This is a genomic window from Polynucleobacter sp. AP-Melu-500A-A1, from assembly GCF_018882125.1.
GTDB lineage: Bacteria > Pseudomonadota > Gammaproteobacteria > Burkholderiales > Burkholderiaceae > Polynucleobacter.
Map to the genome: position 1 here is coordinate 40,407 of NZ_JACVOZ010000002.1, position 18,393 is coordinate 58,799.

The 18,393-nt window shown below is 43.8% G+C and carries 19 protein-coding genes; all 19 read left to right on the plus strand.

Going from position 1 to position 18,393, the window contains the following annotated elements; all coding sequences use genetic code 11:
* Nucleotides 1-3: 3 nt before the first annotated feature.
* Nucleotides 4-486, plus strand: coding sequence for an NADH-quinone oxidoreductase subunit B family protein (locus ICN38_RS03555; protein ID WP_216255318.1), 483 nt, complete (start codon nucleotides 4-6; stop codon nucleotides 484-486).
* Nucleotides 487-489: 3 nt separating this feature from the next.
* A complete protein-coding gene (locus ICN38_RS03560) occupies nucleotides 490-1,089 on the plus strand; it encodes an NADH-quinone oxidoreductase subunit C (protein ID WP_216255319.1) in 600 nt (199 codons plus the stop codon).
* 3 nt (nucleotides 1,090-1,092) lie between these two features.
* Nucleotides 1,093-2,346: an NADH-quinone oxidoreductase subunit D gene (locus ICN38_RS03565; protein WP_216255321.1), complete on the plus strand. Its 1,254-nt coding sequence runs from the start codon at nucleotides 1,093-1,095 to the stop codon at nucleotides 2,344-2,346.
* A 23-nt stretch (nucleotides 2,347-2,369) separates the two neighbouring features.
* Entirely contained in the window at nucleotides 2,370-2,876 is a 507-nt protein-coding gene (gene nuoE, locus ICN38_RS03570) for an NADH-quinone oxidoreductase subunit NuoE (RefSeq protein ID WP_216255323.1), read from the plus strand.
* Nucleotides 2,873-4,171 carry an NADH-quinone oxidoreductase subunit NuoF gene (nuoF, locus tag ICN38_RS03575; RefSeq protein WP_216255324.1) on the plus strand — a complete coding sequence of 433 codons (1,299 nt, stop codon included), beginning with the start codon at nucleotides 2,873-2,875 and terminating at the stop codon, nucleotides 4,169-4,171. Before nuoE ends, nuoF begins: the two co-directional genes overlap by 4 nt.
* 31 nt (nucleotides 4,172-4,202) lie before the next feature.
* Nucleotides 4,203-6,518: an NADH-quinone oxidoreductase subunit NuoG gene (gene nuoG, locus ICN38_RS03580; protein ID WP_216255326.1), complete on the plus strand. Its 2,316-nt coding sequence runs from the start codon at nucleotides 4,203-4,205 to the stop codon at nucleotides 6,516-6,518.
* A gap of 8 nt (nucleotides 6,519-6,526) precedes the next feature.
* Nucleotides 6,527-7,600, plus strand: coding sequence for an NADH-quinone oxidoreductase subunit NuoH (gene nuoH / locus ICN38_RS03585; protein WP_216255328.1), 1,074 nt, complete (start codon nucleotides 6,527-6,529; stop codon nucleotides 7,598-7,600).
* A gap of 11 nt (nucleotides 7,601-7,611) precedes the next feature.
* Nucleotides 7,612-8,103, plus strand: a complete 492-nt coding sequence (nuoI, locus tag ICN38_RS03590; RefSeq protein ID WP_215296983.1) for an NADH-quinone oxidoreductase subunit NuoI — start codon at nucleotides 7,612-7,614, stop codon at nucleotides 8,101-8,103.
* A 20-nt stretch (nucleotides 8,104-8,123) separates the two neighbouring features.
* The gene (locus tag ICN38_RS03595) at nucleotides 8,124-8,771 is read left to right on the plus strand and encodes an NADH-quinone oxidoreductase subunit J (protein WP_216255329.1); all 648 of its coding nucleotides are present in this window, start codon (nucleotides 8,124-8,126) and stop codon (nucleotides 8,769-8,771) included.
* The gene (nuoK, locus tag ICN38_RS03600) at nucleotides 8,768-9,076 is read left to right on the plus strand and encodes an NADH-quinone oxidoreductase subunit NuoK (protein ID WP_216255331.1); all 309 of its coding nucleotides are present in this window, start codon (nucleotides 8,768-8,770) and stop codon (nucleotides 9,074-9,076) included. The genes ICN38_RS03595 and nuoK overlap by 4 nt, the downstream gene beginning before the upstream one ends.
* A 2-nt stretch (nucleotides 9,077-9,078) precedes the next feature.
* Entirely contained in the window at nucleotides 9,079-11,124 is a 2,046-nt protein-coding gene (gene nuoL / locus ICN38_RS03605) for an NADH-quinone oxidoreductase subunit L (protein WP_216255334.1), read from the plus strand.
* A gap of 24 nt (nucleotides 11,125-11,148) precedes the next feature.
* The gene (locus ICN38_RS03610; protein ID WP_216255336.1) at nucleotides 11,149-12,615 is read left to right on the plus strand and encodes an NADH-quinone oxidoreductase subunit M; all 1,467 of its coding nucleotides are present in this window, start codon (nucleotides 11,149-11,151) and stop codon (nucleotides 12,613-12,615) included.
* A gap of 10 nt (nucleotides 12,616-12,625) precedes the next feature.
* Complete coding sequence (nuoN, locus tag ICN38_RS03615; RefSeq protein ID WP_216255338.1) at nucleotides 12,626-14,125, plus strand: NADH-quinone oxidoreductase subunit NuoN; 1,500 nt, start codon at nucleotides 12,626-12,628, stop codon at nucleotides 14,123-14,125.
* A gap of 123 nt (nucleotides 14,126-14,248) precedes the next feature.
* Nucleotides 14,249-14,848 carry an NUDIX hydrolase gene (locus ICN38_RS03620; RefSeq protein ID WP_216255341.1) on the plus strand — a complete coding sequence of 200 codons (600 nt, stop codon included), beginning with the start codon at nucleotides 14,249-14,251 and terminating at the stop codon, nucleotides 14,846-14,848.
* A gap of 64 nt (nucleotides 14,849-14,912) precedes the next feature.
* Nucleotides 14,913-15,395: a DUF1178 family protein gene (locus ICN38_RS03625; protein WP_216255343.1), complete on the plus strand. Its 483-nt coding sequence runs from the start codon at nucleotides 14,913-14,915 to the stop codon at nucleotides 15,393-15,395.
* A 73-nt stretch (nucleotides 15,396-15,468) separates the two neighbouring features.
* Nucleotides 15,469-16,218, plus strand: a complete 750-nt coding sequence (locus tag ICN38_RS03630; protein ID WP_216255344.1) for a transporter substrate-binding domain-containing protein — start codon at nucleotides 15,469-15,471, stop codon at nucleotides 16,216-16,218.
* Between the two features lie 23 nt (nucleotides 16,219-16,241).
* Complete coding sequence (locus tag ICN38_RS03635) at nucleotides 16,242-16,895, plus strand: amino acid ABC transporter permease (protein ID WP_216255346.1); 654 nt, start codon at nucleotides 16,242-16,244, stop codon at nucleotides 16,893-16,895.
* 34 nt (nucleotides 16,896-16,929) lie between these two features.
* Nucleotides 16,930-17,667 (plus strand): amino acid ABC transporter ATP-binding protein, encoded by a 738-nt coding sequence (locus ICN38_RS03640; RefSeq protein ID WP_216255348.1) that lies wholly within the window; start codon nucleotides 16,930-16,932, stop codon nucleotides 17,665-17,667.
* Nucleotides 17,664-18,332: an amino acid ABC transporter permease gene (locus tag ICN38_RS03645; RefSeq protein ID WP_216255350.1), complete on the plus strand. Its 669-nt coding sequence runs from the start codon at nucleotides 17,664-17,666 to the stop codon at nucleotides 18,330-18,332. Before ICN38_RS03640 ends, ICN38_RS03645 begins: the two co-directional genes overlap by 4 nt.
* The last annotated feature ends 61 nt before the right edge of the window (nucleotides 18,333-18,393 follow it).

Consider the following 18,393-nt stretch of genomic DNA (forward strand, 5'->3'; position numbering starts at 1 on the left):
GATATGGCATTGGAAGGCGTACTGAAAGAAGGATTTGTGACAACTACAGCGGATCAGTTGATTAATTGGACGCGTAGTGGGTCTTTATGGCCGATGACTTTTGGCTTAGCCTGTTGTGCAGTTGAAATGATGCATGCCGGCGCTTCTCGTTATGACTTAGATCGTTTTGGCGTAGTTTTTCGTCCATCTCCGCGTCAGTCTGACCTGATGATTGTTGCTGGCACCTTGTGCAACAAAATGGCTCCAGCATTGCGCAAGGTTTACGATCAAATGCCAGAACCACGTTGGGTCATTTCTATGGGTTCTTGTGCCAATGGTGGTGGTTATTACCATAACTCTTATTCAGTAGTGCGCGGGTGTGATCGTATCGTGCCAGTAGATATTTATGTACCTGGTTGCCCTCCAACTGCAGAAGCCTTGATCTATGGAATTATTCAGTTGCAATCGAAGATCGCGCGTACCAGCACGATTGCTCGGAAGGCTTAATCAATGTCAGATCGTTTAGCTCAATTAGCAGCCAACCTAGAAAAAGTTCTGGGTAAGCGCGCTCAATCCATTGAGATTGCCTTAGGTGAAGTTACCTTAGTTGTTAATGCTGATACTTATTTTGAATCGGCGATGTTGCTCCGTGATAATCCTTCTTTGGCATTTGAGCAATTAATTGATTTATGCGGTGTTGATTATCAAGATTTTCGAGATGGTGCTTGGGGCGGCCAACGCTTTGGAGTAGTGAGCCACCTCCTATCATTAGCCCACAATTGGCGCTTACGTGTACGTGTATTTGCTCCAGATGATAACTATCCACTGCTTGCTTCCATTACTCCTGTCTGGAATTCGGCTAACTGGTTTGAGCGTGAAGCCTTCGATCTCTTCGGTATCTTGTTTGATGGCCATGAAGACTTACGTCGTATCTTGACTGATTACGGCTTTATCGGCCATCCATTTAGAAAAGATTTCCCAATCAGTGGCAACGTAGAGATGCGTTATGACCCTGAATTAAAGCGGGTTGTTTATCAGCCTGTGACTATTGAGGCCCGAGAAATTACTCCGCGTATCGTTCGCGAAGAACAGTACGGAGGCCCAGCATAAGTCATGGCACAAATTAAAAATTACACTCTGAACTTTGGACCTCAGCACCCTGCGGCGCACGGGGTATTACGTTTAGTGCTTGAGCTTGATGGGGAAGTTATTCAACGTGCTGACCCACATATTGGTTTATTGCATCGTGCTACAGAAAAATTAGCTGAAACACGCACCTGGATTCAGAATGTTCCTTACATGGATCGCCTGGACTATGTGTCCATGATGTCTAATGAACATGCTTATGTACTGGCTATTGAAAAGTTATTGCAAATAGATGTTCCATTACGTGCGCAATATATTCGAGTGATGTATGACGAGTTAACGCGCTTGTTGAATCATTTACTTTGGATTGGCTGTCATGGGCTTGACGTTGGTGCAATGGCGGTGTTCTTGTATGCCTTCCGTGATCGTGAAGATATTTTTGATATGTATGAGGCGGTATCTGGTGCGCGTATGCATGCAGCTTACTATCGTCCGGGCGGTGTTTATCGTGACTTGCCAGAGCAGATGGCGCAATTTAGTAAGTCCAAGATCCGCAGTGCATCGGCTATTAAAAGACTAAATGAAAACCGTAGCGGTTCTTTGCTCGACTTTATTGAGCAATTTAGCAATGGCTTTGATACACATGTTGATGAGTATTGCAACCTACTGACGGATAACCGCATCTGGAAGCAACGTTTGGTCAATATTGGCGTTGTCACGCCTGAACGTGCATTGCAGTTAGGTTTTACAGGTCCCATGTTGCGTGGCTCTGGAATTGAATGGGATTTACGTAAGAAGCAACCGTACGAAGTGTATGACCGCCTAGACTTTGATATTCCAGTGGGTGTGAATGGGGACTCATATGACCGTTATTTAATTCGCATGGAAGAGATGCGTCAATCCAATCGCATCATTAAGCAATGCATAGCTTGGCTTAAAGCGAACCCAGGTCCCGTGATGAGCGATAACCATAAGGTTGCTCCGCCTAAGCGTGTGGATATGAAAACCAATATGGAAGAGTTGATTCACCATTTCAAACTCTTTACAGAAGGTATGCATGTTCCGAATGGTGAGGCCTACTCAGCTGTTGAGCATCCAAAGGGTGAGTTTGGCATCTACTTGATTTCTGATGGCGCTAACAAGCCATACCGGATGAAGATTCGTGCACCCGGATTTGTGCATTTATCTGCTATGGATGAAATGTCACGTGGACATATGCTGGCGGATGCCGTAACCATCATTGGTACTCAAGATATTGTGTTCGGGGAGATTGACCGCTAATTTAGCGCGCCAAGGATTATTTAATGACAACAACGCTTCAACTATCCGATAAAACACTGGCAGATATCGCTCTTAACGTTGCAAAATACCCGCCTGAGCAAAAGCAGTCTGCTGTGATGGCCGCATTGATTGCTGTTCAAACTGAATTGGGCTGGGTATCAGCCGATGTGATTGCTACGGTTGCACAGATTTTAGAGATGCCAACTATTGCAGTCGAAGAGGTAGCTACTTTTTACAATATGTATAACAACAAGCAAATTGGTAAGTACAAGCTGGTTATTTGCACAAACTTACCTTGTCAATTAACGCATGGTGAAACCGCAGCTAACTACCTAAAGAAAACTTTGGGGATTGGATATAACGAAACCACCCCATGCGGTACTTTTACCCTGAAAGAGGGTGAGTGCATGGGTGCCTGCGGTGATTCTCCTGTGATGCTAGTTAATGACAAACGCATGTGTAGTTTTATGAGTAAAGAAAAAATTGATGCTCTATTAAATGAGCTTCGTGCTGAAGGAGAGGCAGCATGACCAGCTTGCACGATCGTCATATCAAGCCTTTAATTCTTGCTGGACTGAATGGGGATAACTGGCGTTTAAAAGATTATGAGAGCCGGGGTGGATATCAGCAACTGCATCGTTTAATCAATGACAAAGTGCCACCCGAGGCCATCATTGCTGAGTTGAAAGCATCATCACTGCGTGGTCGCGGTGGCGCTGGCTTTCCAACTGGTTTGAAGTGGAGCTTTATGCCCCGTCAATTTCCTGGTCAAAAGTATTTAGTTTGTAATAGCGATGAAGGTGAGCCGGGTACATTTAAAGACCGCGACATCATGCGTTATAACCCGCATGCTTTAATTGAAGGCATGATCATTGGTGCCTACACCATGGGAATCTCAGTTGGATATAACTATATTCATGGCGAGATCTGGGAAACTTATGCTCGTTTTGAAGAGGCTCTAGAGGAAGCACGTGCTGCTGGCTATTTGGGTGACAAGATCATGGGAGGTGATTTTTCCTTCCAATTGCATGCCACGCCAGGTTGGGGTGCTTACATCTGTGGGGAAGAGACTGCTCTACTGGAATCACTAGAGGGCAAAAAAGGTCAGCCGCGTTTCAAGCCACCATTCCCTGCCAGCTTTGGTTTATACGGTAAGCCAACGACTATTAATAACACTGAAACATTTGCTGCCGTGCCATTCATATTGGCAATCGGTGGTCAAGCATATCTTGAACTTGGAAAACCTAATAACGGTGGAACAAAGATATTCTCTGTTTCAGGTGATGTAGTGCATCCGGGTAATTATGAAGTTCCATTAGGCACTCCATTTGCAGAGCTCTTAAAACTGGCTGGCGGTATGCGTGATGGTATTGCGCTAAAAGCAGTGATTCCTGGCGGATCTTCTGCACCCGTAGTTCCAGGTGCGCAAATGTTGGATTTAACAATGGATTATGACTGCATTGCTAAGGCTGGCTCCATGTTGGGATCTGGCGCTGTGATTGTTATGAATGAAACTCGTTGTATGGTTCGTGCGCTAGAGCGACTGTCCTATTTCTATCACGAGGAATCCTGTGGTCAATGCACTCCTTGCCGCGAAGGAACAGGGTGGTTGTGGCGCATAGTCCATCGTATTGAACATGGTGAAGGGCGTCCAGAGGACATGGATTTGCTCAATGATGTAGCAGCTAATATTCAGGGCCGTACGATTTGTGCCTTAGGTGACGCAGCAGCAATGCCTGTACGTGGCATGTTGAAGCACTACATGAATGAATTTGCGTATCACGTAGAACATAAGCGCTGCTTAGATTCTGCACAACCTTTATAAGTTATTGAGTACGGGAAATCTTAAAGTGAGTATGGTTGAAATCGAATTAGATGGTAAGACAGTAGAAGTTCCGCAAGGTTCAATGGTGATGCACGCCGCGAATAAGCTGGGTACCTATGTTCCGCATTTTTGCTATCACAAGAAATTATCTATTGCTGCTAACTGCCGTATGTGCTTAGTCGAAGTAGAAAAAGCACCAAAACCATTGCCTGCTTGCGCTACACCAGTTACTCAAGGCATGAAAGTCTTTACCCATTCAGCTAAAGCAGTTGAAGCTCAACGCTCAGTAATGGAATTTTTACTGATTAACCACCCATTGGATTGTCCAATATGCGATCAAGGGGGTGAGTGTCAGTTACAGGATTTAGCGGTGGGTTACGGCAAATCTAACTCGCGCTACGATGAAGAAAAGCGTGTTGTCTTTCATAAGAATGTTGGTCCATTGATCTCCATGCAGGAGATGAGTCGTTGCATTCATTGCACGCGCTGCGTTCGTTTCGGTCAAGAAGTTGCTGGCGTGATGGAATTAGGCATGATTAATCGTGGTGAGCATTCAGAGATCACTACCTTTGTGGGTCAAACAGTTGATTCAGAGCTTTCTGGAAACATGATTGACTTATGTCCTGTTGGTGCTTTAACAAGCAAGCCCTTTCGTTATGAAGCGCGTACCTGGGAATTGGGCCGTAAGCGCTCAGTAAGCCCTCACGATAGCTTGGGTGCCAATACCACCGTCCAAACTAAAGCAAATAAGGTAATGCGGGTCGTTGCTTTGGAAAATGAAGCAATTAATGAATGCTGGATTAGTGATCGTGATCGCTTTGCTTACGAAGGCCTCAATAGCGCAGACCGTATTACGACCCCTATGGTGAAGCAGGGCGGTCAGTGGCTAGAAACAGATTGGCAGTCCGCACTTGATTATGCTGCTCATTCACTAAAGACTATTGCAGCAGAAAGTGGGGCTGAGTCAGTGGGTGCATTAGCCCATCCTATTTCCAGTACTGAAGAGTTGCATCTCTTGCAAAAGATGATTCGGGGCCTTGGTTCCAATCAGATTGAAACGCGTTTGCGTCAAACTGATGTAGTGGGTGCGGCTAATGCACCTTGGTTGGGTATGCCGATTTCTAAACTCAGCGAATTAGACCGAGCCTTGATCATTGGTAGTTTCTTGCGTAAAGATCAACCAGTGATTGCAGCGCGGATTCGTACTGCTTCTAAAAAGGGTTTACAAGTTTCACGCATTGATACAGGTGGAGACGACTGGTTGATTCCGAGCATTTCGATTGCATCCACTCCAAGTGCATGGATCAATACATTAAGTGAAGTAGCTTTGGCGATTGCAAAAGTCAAATCCGTAGCCGCTCCAGCCGGTACATTGAATCAGCCAATCACAGCGCAAGCTCAAAAAATTGCAGATAGTCTTCTTTCTGGCTCATCTTCAGCGGTGCTACTTGGCTCTGCTGCCATATCTCATCCCCAGGCTTCTGATTTGCATGTCTTGGCACAATTTATCGCCGAGCAAACAGGTGCTACCTTAAGTTTCTTGCCTGTTGGCGGAAATGCTGTTGGAGCTTCTCTTGTTAATGCAAACGGAGTAGGGGTTCAGTCTGTTCTTTCTGGTGATCGTCGCGCAGTCATTTTGATGAACATTGAGCCTGATTCTGATTTACCTAATCCGGTCCTTGCACGCGCTTCATTAGCTAAGGCAAATACTGTCATTGCACTAAGCGCATTCAAGAGCGCTGATTTGCTTGAAGTTGCCGATGTCATTTTGCCTATTTCTACCTTTACAGAAACAGTTTCAACATTTATAAACGCTGAAGGTCTTGTACAAACCATTCAGCCATCCGTTAAATCACTGGGAGACTCTCGTCCAGCCTGGAAAGTGTTGCGAGTACTTGGCAGCCTTTTAAATGTGGATGGTTTTTTATTCAATATGCCTGAAGAGGTATTGGGTGAAGCTTTAGGCGATAACTATTGCGCCAAATTAAACAATCAATCTTCTGCAAATGCCCTAACAAATGGGAACCAAGCACCACCAAATGGTTTAGAACGTATTGCTGATGTCAATATTTATGGCGGCGACCAAATTGTTCGTCGTTCATCAGCATTGCAACTGACGCGTGATGCTAAACGGGGTAATCAGATTGGACTTGGGCAGAAACTATTTTCAGAACTGGGGCTAAAAGAGGGTGACTCTATTCTCGTTACTCAAGATGCTCAATCTGTTGTGCTGCCCGCAACCCTTGAACAAAATTTAGCCCTAGGAGCTGTTCGTATTTCTGCTGGTACTGTAGCCAGTGCAAAATTAGGATCTATGTTTGGTCCTGTAACTGTTAGTAAGGTTTAAGGGACAAGATGGATCATTTCTTGAACCTTGTCACCACACATGGTGAGTCTATTTTCGGTTCACTTTGGCCATTAGTCTGGGCTTTAGTACGAATCGTCATTATCGTATTACCCATGTTTGCTTGTGTTGCATATCTGACACTATGGGAACGTAAGTTAATTGGCTGGATGCATATTCGCCTTGGTCCAAATCGCGTTGGTCCATTAGGTTTATTGCAACCAATTGCCGATGCATTAAAACTCTTATTGAAAGAGATTATTGCTCCTGCTAAGGCCAGCAAGATTTTGTACTTCATAGCGCCAATTATGGTGATCATGCCGGCATTTGCAGCTTGGGCAGTAATTCCATTTCAGGCAAAGATGGTGCTTGCCGATGTTAATGCTGGTCTTTTGTACATCATGGCAATCTCTTCGATTGGTGTTTATGGTGTGATCCTAGCGGGTTGGTCATCAAATTCTAAATATCCATTCCTTGGCGCAATGCGTGCTTCAGCACAAATGATCTCTTATGAAATCGCTATGGGATTTGCATTGGTAACAGTATTACTTACTTCAGGCTCATTAAATCTGAGCACTATTGTTGCCTCACAAGAGCGAGGATTTTTTGCTGATATGGGCCTTAATTTCCTATCTTGGAATTGGTTGCCATTGCTGCCAATGTTCCTGATTTACTTTATTTCTGGAGTCGCAGAAACAAACCGTCATCCGTTTGACGTTGTTGAGGGTGAATCTGAGATAGTTGCTGGACATATGGTTGAGTACTCAGGCATGTCTTTTGCTATGTTCTTCTTGGCTGAATATGCCAACATGATCTTAATTGCGGCTGTTGCATCCATTATGTTTTTAGGCGGCTGGTTGCCAATTGTGGATTTACCCATTTTGCGAGATATTCCAGGCTTCTTCTGGCTCTTTACGAAGACATTCTTTCTGCTGTCATGTGTTATCTGGTTACGCGCAACATTACCTCGCTATCGCTACGATCAAATTATGCGTCTAGGCTGGAAGATCTTTATTCCCATCTCAGTATTCTGGGTGGTTGTTGTTGGTGCCTGGGTTGTGTCTCCATGGAATATTTGGAATTAGGTTGATCTACTATGTTTAAGAAAATTTCCCAATTCCTCGACAGCTTGATGTTAAAAGACATCTTGACTGGCATGTCTATTACTGGACGTTATCTCTTTAAGCCAAAGATTACGATTCAATATCCAGAAGAGAAGACACCTTTGTCGCCACGGTTCCGTGGCCTGCACGCCTTACGTCGTTACGAAAATGGGGAAGAGCGTTGTATTGGGTGCAAGCTTTGCGAGGCTGTCTGTCCAGCTTATGCCATTACGATCGAGACTGCTGAACGTGATGATGGTACTCGTCGCACTAGCCGCTACGACATTGATTTAACAAAATGCATTTTCTGTGGTTTTTGTGAAGAAGCTTGTCCTGTTGATGCCATTGTTGAGACTAATATTTTTGAATATTTCGGCGATAAACGCGGCGACTTGTATTTCACCAAGGAGATGTTGTTAGCCGTAGGTGATAAGTACGAGAAAGATATCGCTGCTAACCGTGCTATTGATGCACCATACCGATAATCGAATAGAGCAAAAATAAAATGACATTCGATCCCTCTACATTATTCGCAGTTTTCTTCTACGGCTTTGCTGGCCTCTTGGTCATTTCTGCATTACGCGTAGTCACTGCTCGTAACCCAGTTCATGCTGCGCTGTTCTTGGTCTTGGCTTTCTTTTGTGCTTCAGGTCTGTGGATGCTCCTGAAAGCAGAGTTTCTGAGCTTGGCTTTGATCCTGGTATACGTCGGCGCAGTCATGGTTTTATTCCTCTTCGTGGTGATGATGCTTGATCTTGACATAGAGCATCTACGTCGCGACTTTAGAAAATATCTACCTGTTGCCTTCCTGATGGGCACAGTAATTGTGCTGGAGCTATCAATAGTCATCATTCGTAGCTTTATCGGTACTAAGGTACCTGTTCAGCCGATGCCAGAAGAGATGATGGCCAACAATACACAAGCTTTGGGCATGTTGATTTTCGTAGACTATGTTTATGCCTTTGAAATTGCAGGGGTGATCTTATTAGTTGCCATTATTGCTGCGGTCGCTTTGACATTACGTAATCGGAAAGACTCCAAATCCCAAAATATCCACGAACAAGTCAATGTGGTTGCTACTGATCGGATGCGGATTGTAAAGATGAATTCAGATATGGGTGCAAAGCAAGATTCTAGAGGAGAGCAGAAATGAATATCACTCTTGCTCATTATCTAGTGCTCGGCGCAATCTTATTTGCTACTAGTGTTGTTGGAATTTTCTTGAATCGCAAGAACATCATCGTGCTCTTGATGGCAATCGAGCTAATGCTGCTCGCGGTGAACATGAACTTTATTGCTTTCTCTCATTATTTAGGAGATATGGCAGGTCAAGTATTCGTATTCTTTATTTTGACTGTGGCTGCTGCTGAAGCGGCTATCGGTTTGGCAATCCTAGTCGTGCTCTTCCGTAAGGTGGACACTATTAATGCCGAAGATCTTGACCACCTCAAAGGCTAGTCATGCAATTTACCTTGAACATTCCCATTCTCTGTGCAATTCCATTAGCACCATTAATTGGATCAATCATTGCTGGTTTCTTCGGTACTAAATTAGGTGGCAACCGTATCGGTCATGGCGCATGCCAATTTGTCACGATCCTTGGCGTAACGATCTCCTTTGTTCTATCTTGTAACGTGCTGGCTCAAGTAATGGATGGTTTTTATTTTAATGGTACGGTATATCGTTGGATGGAATTGGGTGAACTCAATTTAGATATTGGCTTCCTAATCGATTCATTAACTGCAACGATGATGTGTGTGGTGACCTTTGTCTCGCTGATGGTGCATATTTACACCATTGGTTATATGCGTGGTGAAGAGGGTTACAACCGTTTCTTTTCTTACATCTCTTTATTTACCTTTGCCATGTTGATGTTGGTGATGAGCAATAACCTCTTGCAACTTTTCTTTGGCTGGGAAGCGGTAGGCGTTGTTTCTTATCTTTTGATTGGTTTCTATTTTGAGCGTCAATCAGCAGTTTTTGCCAATATGAAAGCCTTCCTAGTAAACCGGGTTGGTGACTTTGGCTTTATTTTGGGTATAGGTTTATTGTTAGCAAGCACAGGTTCGATGCAATACGACGTGATTTTCTCTCAAAATACAGCATTAGCAGCGCAAACCTTGCCTGGTACTAGCTGGAGCTTAGTGACAGTGGCATGTATCTGTTTGTTCATTGGCGCAATGGGTAAGTCAGCCCAGTTTCCATTGCATGTTTGGTTACCGGACTCGATGGAAGGTCCAACACCTATTTCTGCTTTGATTCACGCTGCAACGATGGTTACTGCTGGCATCTTTATGGTTGCGCGTATGTCGCCATTGTTTGAACTATCCGATGTTGCTCTGAGCTTCATTCTGGTGATTGGTTCTATCACCGCTCTATTTATGGGTTTTCTGGGTATTGTGCAAACGGATATCAAGCGGGTGGTTGCCTATTCCACGCTTTCTCAGCTTGGATATATGACGGTAGCGCTTGGTGTATCCGCCTATCCAGTAGCTATCTTTCATTTAATGACCCATGCATTCTTTAAAGCTTTGTTATTCCTAGCTGCAGGTAGCGTGATTTTGGGAATGCATCACGAGCAAGATATGCGAAAAATGGGTGGCCTCTGGAAATACATGCCACTGACTTGCCTCATGATGTTATTGGGCAATCTTGCATTGATTGGCACGCCATTTTTCTCTGGCTTTTACTCTAAAGATTCCATTATCGAGGCGGTTGCAGCAAGCCATATACCTGGTTCAGGCTTTGCCTATTTTGCGGTGATGGTCAGTGTTTTTGTAACTGCTCTATATTCATTCCGTTTGTATTTCTGGGTATTTCATGGAAAAGCACGTTGGGGTCATGCAGATCATCATCACGATCATGTAGGGCAGGATGAAGATCATGCGCACCATGGTCTAGCACCAGGACAGAAGCCCCATGAGTCCCCATTTGTCGTGACATTACCATTAATTCTGCTGGCAATTCCTTCGGTGATTATTGGTTTCTATACCATCACACCACTTTTATTTGGCACTTATTTTGGTGATTCTATCTTTATTGACATTGCACGCCATCCAGTTATGAGAGAACTTGAAGATGAGTTCCATGGACCGTTAGCTATGGCAATTCATGCATTTACCTCACCAGTATTGTTATTGGTTGTGCTTGGTGTACTTACTGCCGCTGTTGGGTATCTTTGGGCTCCTAAATTACCCGCTAAGTTAGCGCAAGCATTTGCACCAGTCAAAAAGCTGTTAGATCACAAATACTATTTAGATGAACTAAATCAATTGGTATTCGCTAAAGGCTTGCTGTGGATCGGTAATGTCTTGTGGTATCGAGGCGATCAAAAAATCATCGATGGATTTATTGTGGACGGCAGTGCCTACTCTGTTGGGCGCTTTGCTGGCGTCATTCGTCATTTGCAATCCGGTTATCTTTATCACTATGCCTTCGCCATGATTGCAGGCCTAGCGGTATTGTTAGCTTGGGTTTTGTACGCTTACCTGCCTTTTGTTCGTTAGACCTTTGTTACTTAAGTAGCCACTATGATTCTTTCTTACGCCATCTGGACGCCGATTGTTTTTGGACTCATCATTTTGTTTTATGGGTCTGAGAAGCCATCTGCTGGTGTTCGCTGGTTAGCGCTCATTGGTTCTGTGATCAGCTTTATTGCGACGCTTCCGCTAGTTTTGAATTTTGATATTGAAAATCCCGGAATGCAGTTTGTGGAGAAATTGGCTTGGATTCCGCGTTACGATATTAATTACTACTTAGGCGTTGATGGTATTTCGGTATGGTTCATTGTATTAACTGCATTTATCAATATCTTTGTCGTGATTGCTTCTTGGGAGTCGATTACCACCAAGGTATCCCAATATTTGGCTTCCTTCATGATCCTGTCTGGATTAATGATTGGCGTATTTGCTGCGTTAGATGCTTTGCTATTCTATGTATTCTTCGAGGCGACTTTAATCCCGATGTACATCATCATTGGGGTGTGGGGCGGACATAACCGGATTTATGCGGCATTCAAGTTTTTCTTATATACCTTGATGGGTTCCTTGCTTACCTTGATCGCGATGCTCTACCTGTACAACGTAACCAATACCTTTGATATCTTGGCTTGGCAAAATGCTCGTTTAGATATTGTTGAGCAGATTTTGTTATTTGCAGCTTTCTTTATGGCCTTTGCAGTGAAGGTGCCAATGTGGCCATTACATACTTGGTTGCCAGATGTGCACGTTGAAGCCCCAACAGGTGGTTCGGTAGTCTTGGCTGCCATCATGCTCAAACTAGGCGCTTATGGCTTCTTACGTTTCTCATTACCGATTGCGCCAGATGCCAGTCAATATCTGGGTCCATTCGTCATCTTCCTCTCTTTGGTGGCAGTGATTTATGTGGGTGCAGTGGCTTTGGTCCAGAAGGATATGAAAAAGCTCGTAGCTTATTCATCAGTCGCACATATGGGTTTTGTCACTCTGGGCTTCTTTCTTTTTAGCCCGCTGGGCATTGAGGGCGGTATTGTGCAGATGATCTCCCATGGTTTCGTATCGGGTGCGATGTTTCTCTCGATTGGCGTGCTCTATGACCGCATGCATACACGTCAAATTGCAGACTACGGTGGTGTTATCCATCGAATGCCGGTCTTTGCTGCCTTTGCAGTCTTGATGGCAATGGCAAACTGCGGCCTACCGGCTACGTCTGGGTTTGTGGGTGAGTTTATGGTGATTTTGGCTGCCGTAGATTACGATTTCACCATTGGCTTGTTAGCCTCGACCACCTTGATTCTGAGTGCTGCGTACTCTTTGTGGATGGTCAAGCGGGTATTCTTCGGCGTCATTACCAATGAGCATGTAGAAACATTAAAAGATCTCAATGCCCGCGAGTATTTGATGATGGCCGTCTTAAGTATTTGCGTAATTGGTATGGGTGTTTATCCAAAACCATTTACCGACATCATTCATCCTGCCGTAATTAATCTGCTACAGCACGTTGCTGTGAGCAAACTCTGAGTAAAAGCAAATGCAAGCATTCGACCTATACGCTATCCTGCCAGAACTTGTTTTACTCATAGTCGCTAGCCTATTGTTGGTGGTGAGTGTTTATGTGCGTGAGAACCCAAGTTCTACACCAGGAGTAGAGCAAGATATTTTTCATACACCTCGCGGTGTAGGTTTTGTTTACTTCTTTACTATCATCCTGCTGGTGTATTTGATATTTGCATTTTTAGGCCGGATGGGCGATATATCTTTAGTTGCCATGAATGGGCTGTTTCAGTCTGATCCATTATCGAATTTGCTGAAAGCATGTTCATGTGGAGCGGTATTGGTCGGCTTGATCTATTCCAAGCAATATCTCAAAGATAGGGCGATGTTCCGACCAGACTTTATTGTCCTGGTTCTGCTTGCTTTGTTAGGGCAGATGGTTCTGATTTCTGGCGCTAATTTACTGACTCTTTATCTTGGCTTAGAGCTCATGGCTTTGCCAATGTATGCTTTAGTTGCAATGCGCCACAGTAGTGAAAAGAGTGTTGAAGCAGCCATTAAATATTTTATCTTGGGGGCTCTAGCTTCTGGATTCTTGTTGTATGGCATGTCCATGCTTTATGGGGTTACCGGCTCTTTAGATTTAATTGAGATATTTAAAATTGTGGCTGATCCACGTATTAATCACCTTGTGATGGCATTTGGTCTGGTATTTATTGTTGCTGGATTGGCATTTAAATTAGGTGTTGTTCCTTTCCATATGTGGGTGCCTGATGTCTATCAAGGTGCGCCAACAGCGGTTACCTTGATGATTGCTGCTGCACCAAAATTAGCAGCATTTGCTTTATTGTTCCGCCTCTTAGTCAATACCCTGTTGCCTCTTTTAGGCGACTGGCAACCAATGTTGATATTGCTTGCGGTTCTTTCTCTTGTTGTGGGTAATGTAACCGCAATTGCCCAAACCAATATAAAGCGCATGTTAGCTTATTCAGCAATTGCGCAAATGGGTTTTGTGCTTCTGGGTATGCTTTCAGTATTCGATGATCATGCGTTTAGTGCTTCTATGTTTTATGTAATCACTTATGTTCTGACAACACTGGGTACCTTCGGATTGCTGATGGTTTTATCCCACAAGGGATATGACTGCGAAACCCTAGACGGGCTCAAAGGATTAAATAAACAGCATCCATGGTTTGCTTTTATCGGCCTAGTAATGATGTTTTCCTTGGCTGGTATTCCTCCAACCGTTGGCTTTGCTGCCAAATTAGGAGTCTTAGAAGCCCTAGTAGATGCCGAGCATACATTCTTGGCAGTCATTGCTGTTCTGGCTTCTTTGGTTGGCGCCTTCTACTACCTTCGTGTAGTGAAGGTAATGTATTTTGATCAGCCAGACCATGAAATTACAGTATCAGGATCAGGTTTTGCCAAGGGAATTCTGGGCTTAAATAGTATTTTGGTATTAGTCATTGGCATTGTTCCTGCAGGTTTAATGAGTCTTTGTTTGGATGCGATGCGTCGCACATTACTGGGTTCCTAGCTTGTCAACTTGCTCGATTACTAAAGGCTCCATTAAGGGGCCTTTATCGTTTTTCACCTGCCATGAAAGTGACATTGATATTTTGTATGATGGAATACGTTTATTTATAAGGCTTTGATATTCATGACCGAAAAATCATTTGAGGACTTGCCTGCTGGAGATCAGCATTTACAAGAAAAGCTGATATCCGGAGAGGATATCTATGGCGGTATATTTCTGCATATGAAGCGTGATAAGGTGTCTTTGCCAGATGGACAAGAAGCAGTTCGTGAGTACTTAACACATCCCGGGGCAGTAGCCATTGTGGCCCTTTTAAATGACGGCAGAGTTCTCCTAGAGCGCCAATATCGTTATCCTATTGCCAAGACATGTATCGAGATTCCTGCTGGGAAACTGGATAGTGAAGAAGACCATTTGTCATGTGCTAAGCGTGAGCTGGAAGAAGAGACTGGCTATACCGCTAAAAAATGGAGCTACATTCGCCGCATTCATCCCGTGATTTCCTATTCGACTGAATTGATTGATATTTATTTGGCTGAAGATTTAGTGCCGGGTAAAAGCAAGCTAGATGATGAAGAGTTTTTGGATGTATTTGCCGCCCCACTGGACCAATTGATTGCCTGGGTTGAAGAGGGTGAAATTACGGATGTAAAAACCACTATTTCTGCTTATTGGCTTGACCGCTACAGGCGTGGACTAGTAAAGCCTCAACCTATCGAGTAGGGGTACTTAAAACCTATTAAAATGAGGGTATTGAATTTAGTACTTTTGCCCCGATATAAGTCTTATGAAAGTTTATAACCTTGCTTGCCCAATGGAACATCGTTTTGAAGGATGGTTTGCCTCAGAGGAAGATTGCCTTGCTCAGCAAGACAAAGGCATTTTGGCGTGCCCAGTTTGCGATAGTACAGAAATTACCCGCATGCCATCGGCGCCACATATTGCCAGAACCTCTTCGACAGAATTAACGGTATCTAAGGATGGCCCTAGCTTAAGCGGCGATGTTATTGCACTTGCTGGTAATGACCACTCTCAGCTTGAGGCGCAGGTTCAAGCAGCCTTCTTAAAGGGTATGCGTGATTTAATGGGGCGCTCAGAGGATGTTGGAAATACCTTTGCTGAAGAGGCTCGTAAAATCCATTACAAAGAGGCCCCAGAACGGAGCATTCGTGGACAAACGACCTTAGATGAAGCTGAATCCTTAAGAGATGAGGGGATTGAAGTCATGGCGATGCCTCTCATTCCAGCATTCAAAAATACTCTCCAATAAAGCATTTCCTGCAAATCCCATATACTTGTTGGGACGTCCTTTTGGACCCAACTTGATGGATAGGGATACGTAAATGAAACGCCTTTTTTTACTTTTAATTGCTGTGCTGATGGCTTTGGGAATCGCAGCATGTTCTAAGACCGATTCAAAAGAAATTAAAGTAGCCGTATCTCCAGCTTCACCCCCAATGGTTTTTGAGCAAAATGGCAAGATAGTCGGTGCCGATATGGATATCTTTGAGGGCTACTGTAAAGCGCGTGCTTGCACATTCAAAGTTACCCCATACGATTGGCAAGGTATGCTCGGTGCCGTCTCCAGTGGTCAGGCTGATGTTGCATTCTCGGGTATCTCTATTACTGACAAGCGTAAAGAGGTGATGGATTTTTCACAACCTTACTATGACAATGCCTGGCACTTAGTGAGTATGAAAAATCGCAATATTCAAATTAAAGATTTAAGTGAGCTCAAGAAATATAAGATTGGTTATCCACGCGGAATGGCTTACGATGACTTGATTCGTAATGAGTTAGAGCCAAAAGGCTATTACTCATTAAGTAAGGTGAAGCTCTACCCCTCTTACACAGAAGTCATTACTGATTTACAAAATGGCAATATTGATCTTGCCTTCATTGAAGAGCCTGTCTTAGCGAATTACATCAATAAGCTGAAGCTACCTATTGAAAGTGATTATGTATTTTCTGGATACGATAAGCTGGGCTTTGCCTTTGTCAAAGGGTCTAAGTTGCGCGATGATTTTGATGCCTACTTGAAAGAGCTGGGCCCAGATAAGGTAAAGGCCATTCTAGATAAGTGGATGAATTAATCTCTGGAAAATAGGGCGTATTAGTGAATTTTTATGACATCCTTGCGCAGCTAGCGCAAGGAATCTCGTACACAGTACTCGTTACATTAGTTTGTAGTGCTACAGGTTTGGTTATTGGCTTAACCCTGGCCTGCTTACGCCGATTGGCTATCCCTGGCTTAACTCCGTTTATTGATATCTATACCTATATATTTCGAGGTGTTCCCGTTCTAGTTTTGCTATTCATGGTGTATTTTGGCTTACCGAGTGTTGGACTTAAAGTACCACCATTAATGGCGATGGCGATGAGTTTAGGCCTTGTTACTTCTGCCTATCTTGCTGAGGTATTTCGCGGTGCCTTTAATTCTGTCAATGTAGTTGAAATCTTGGCAGGAGAGGCTATGGGAATGACTAAGCTGCAAGTCCTTTGGTATATCGACTTACCGCAAATGTTGCGTTTCTCTGTGCCAGGCATGATTAATGAATTCACCTCTGTTCTGAAGTATTCACCTTTTGCTTATACCGTAGGCATTCCAGAAATTACTAAACAAGCCATTGCTTTAACCTCCACAACCTTACGTGGGGTTGAGGTGTATTTTGCTGTGGGCATTTTATATTTTGCGATCTACCGTATTTTATTAGTAGGCATTCAGTTGATTAATCGCCATTACCAAATACCAGGACTAGGCAAAGCATGAGAAACCTATATAACAAATTACGTGGAGGTACGACATGTCTTTAATTCAGGTTCGCGCCCTAAAGAAAGTTTTTGGCGAGCAGGTCGTACTCTCAGATATCAACTTCGATGTTCAAGATGGGCAGGTAAGGGTATTAATGGGTGCTTCTGGGTCAGGTAAATCCACCATCTTGCACTGCATTAACCGCCTAGAAGACCCTACATCTGGTTCTATTGTTTTCCGTGGCAAAGAGGTTGCTGGCCCAGGTGTTGATGTCCGCGCCTTACGTAAGCAGATTGGCTTTGTTTTTCAGCAATTCGCCTTGTATAGCCACTTAACTGTTTTAGAAAACGTCTCTTTGGCTTTAAAAGTGCTTGAAGGTATGAAAAAGCCCGAAGCAGATGAAAAGGCTTTGGCCACTTTAGAGAAATTTGATATGGCGATTCAACAGCATAAATACCCAGCGCAATTATCGGGAGGACAGCAACAGCGTGTTGCCATTGCCCGTGCTTTAGCAATGGATCCCGCAGTATTGGTGCTAGATGAGCCGACCTCAGCCCTAGATCCTATTATGTCGCGGGATGTCGCGGATCTGATTAATCGTCTTCATGACACGGGCATCACCATGCTTTGTGTAACCCATGATTTAGCTTTAGCGCAAAACATTTCAGATACCGTGATGTTTTTGGATAAAGGCGTCATTCGTGCTGATGAAAAAATTTCTATACTAGCAAGTGATACATCTGATCCCGATATTCAAGCATTCTTTGGCAATAAGGATGGCTTTAAATGAATACCTGGGTGATCTTTGAAACAGATCTAATCACACAGATGCCGCAGATATTGGCGGGTCTAGTAAATACGCTCAAGCTAGCGGGATTAATTAGTGTTACAGGCTTGCTCTTAAGTATTGCCGTTTTCTATTTGTCTATTAGTAAGAACTTTTTCATACGTACTGCGACCAATGCTTATATTTCTTTCTTTATTGGAATGCCGCTGATCGTATTGCTCTTTTTAATGTATTACGGGCTTCCACAATGGGGTCTAAGAATGGATCCTTTTGTAGTGGCTGCGATTGGATTTACCTTAAATGTAGGGGCCTATAACGCTGCTTATATGAAGACGGCCTATAACGGTCTGGATTTTATTCAGCTTGAGGCTGCTGCTGCACAGGGGTTTAGTCCTTTTCAGATTTTTCGCTTAATTACCTTGCCCCAAGTACTGCGTTTATCGATACCTGCATTAACTAATCAAGTGATAGGTAACTTAAAAGACAGCTCAGTAGCCTTTTTAATTCAATACACGGAATTTTTTGCACGCATGCAAGAGCTCGCTGCAAGCAACTTTCAATTCTTCAAGGCCTATTTATTAACCGCGATTGTTTACTTGGCTTTAGTTTCAGTCATTGTGTTGTGTGCTAGGGCTCTTGAGCGCAAGGTGATTTACCCGACATCCTAATAAGATATCTGAGATGTAAAAAAAGTGACCCGAGGGTCACTTTTGATTTGGAAGCAATGAT